Origin of the sequence: Calidithermus terrae (assembly GCF_003574345.1) — a bacterium.
Taxonomy (GTDB): domain Bacteria; phylum Deinococcota; class Deinococci; order Deinococcales; family Thermaceae; genus Calidithermus; species Calidithermus chliarophilus.
In genome coordinates, this window is the sequence record NZ_QXDL01000384.1 from 1 (window position 1) to 1,893 (window position 1,893).

General features: G+C 66.7%; 1 protein-coding gene. It reads right to left on the minus strand.

What is annotated here, in order from left to right:
• Nucleotides 1-468: 468 nt before the first annotated feature.
• Nucleotides 469-1,650: an acetate kinase gene (locus Mterra_RS20935; RefSeq protein ID WP_119316838.1), complete on the minus strand. Its 1,182-nt coding sequence runs from the start codon at nucleotides 1,648-1,650 to the stop codon at nucleotides 469-471.
• Nucleotides 1,651-1,893: the final 243 nt, after the last annotated feature.

Below are 1,893 nucleotides of genomic sequence, written 5' to 3' on the forward strand. Positions count from 1 at the left end.
ATCCTGGCCAGGTCGGGGCGTGCACCCGACCGCAGATGGGCTCGGACGGAGCCTGCGGGGATGGGTACGGCGTGGGCCGTCCCGTGAGAACCGCGAAGCCCCGTTCTTCAGAACGGGGAGTCGTCACGGTAAGGCTGAACCGTGGATTGACCATCGTTTATGGATTCAATCCTAGGCCATCCAAGGTCTGGGTGGTCAAGCCATATAAAGTCGCCAGAAGCAAGAATTTCTTGCTGCAAATCTCTTAATGCCCTAGATACGTCAGCCTGGTACGGAACGTAGTATTCAATATTTTCGGCTCCCATAATGGGATTTTACATGGCTCTAAAAAATCCTGCTCCTCCACGATGAAACCTGCTTTTCTACATCAAGCCGAGTGGCGGCAATGCTCTACCAGATAGGAAAGTACGGTGTGATCCCGAGCGTTTGCGCCGGGCCTTTCGCGGTAGCTGAAGCCCTGGTTGAGGGTTATGACAGAACGGCTTGAGTCTCCCAAGCGATCATCAGCTCCTCGTTGGTGGGCACCACCAGCGCCAGGGGGCTCCCTTCGGCGGTGATCGGCCCCGCCTGGCCGCGCACGGTGCGGGCGTTCTGCTCGGGCTCGAGCCGGAAGCCCAGGATTCCCAACTGGCCCAGCACTTTTTCCCGCACCAGGCTGCTGTTCTCCCCGATCCCGCCGGTGAAGATCAGCGCGTCGAGGCGGCCCAGCGGCACGCACATGGCGGCGACGTACTTGGCTAAGCGGTAGCAGAAGACCTCCAGCGCCAGCCCGGCCCCCGCGTGGCCCTCGGCGGCGGCCCGCTCGAGCTCGCGCATGTCGTTGGAGAGGCCGGAGAGGCCCAGCAGGCCGCTCCCCTTGTTGAGCACCTCGGTCACCTCGCGCAGGCTCAGCCCCAAGTTCTCGGCCAGGAAGGCGTGGATGCCGGGGTCCACGTCGCCCGAGCGGGTGCCCATCACCAGGCCCTCGAGCGGCGTGAGCCCCATGCTGGTGTCCACGCTCCGGCCCCCCTTCACCGCCGTGATCGAGCAGCCGTTGCCCAGGTGGGCGCTGACGAAGGCGCTGTGCTCGAGCGCAATTCCCAGCAGCTCGGCGGCCCGCCGGGTCACGTACTGGTGGCTGGCGCCGTGGAAGCCGTAGCGCCGCACCCCGTGCTCGCGGTAGAGCACCTCGGGCAGCGCGTAGCGGTAGGCGTGCGGCGGCATGGTCTGGTGGAAGGCCGTGTCGAAGACCGCGACGTGGGGCAGGCCGGGGAAGGCCTCCATCGCCCCCCGGATGCCCTCGAGGTTGGCCGGGTTGTGCAGCGGCGCCAGCGGCACACACGCCTCGATCTGCGCGACCACCTCTGGCGTGATGCGCGTGGCCTGCCGGAAGCGCTCCCCCCCGTGAACCACCCGGTGCCCCACGCTCGAGACCTGCTCGAGCAACCCCCGGCCGCGCAGGGCCTCGAGAATCCCCCGCATCGCCACCGCGTGCCCCTGCCCCGGCAGCGGGCCAGCCTGCTTGCCCTCGCCGTCCGTGACGATCAGCCGGGGCTCGTCCTCGAAGAGCTTCTCCGCCAGCCCGCTGAGCACCGTGCTCGGGTTGGAGGGCTCGAGCAGCGCGAACTTGAGCGAGGAACTCCCGCAATTCAGCACCAGGATCAGGCTCATCACCGACCATCCTAACGGCAGGGGGAGGACAAGGTTCCCTTTGTGGGGTCGTGCATCGTACGTCGTACGTCGTACGCAAAACGCTAAACGCAAGACGCAAGACGCCTCGTTGGGATCAATCATCCACTGGGGTTGTGCCCGCCCCGCAGGCCGACTACAGCCCCACGCCCCAGGGGACAGGCGTTCGGTGGTCGCTGCCCCGCCCCGGCCGGGGTGTGCGGCCCGCGCGGGAGGGGGTGGGCG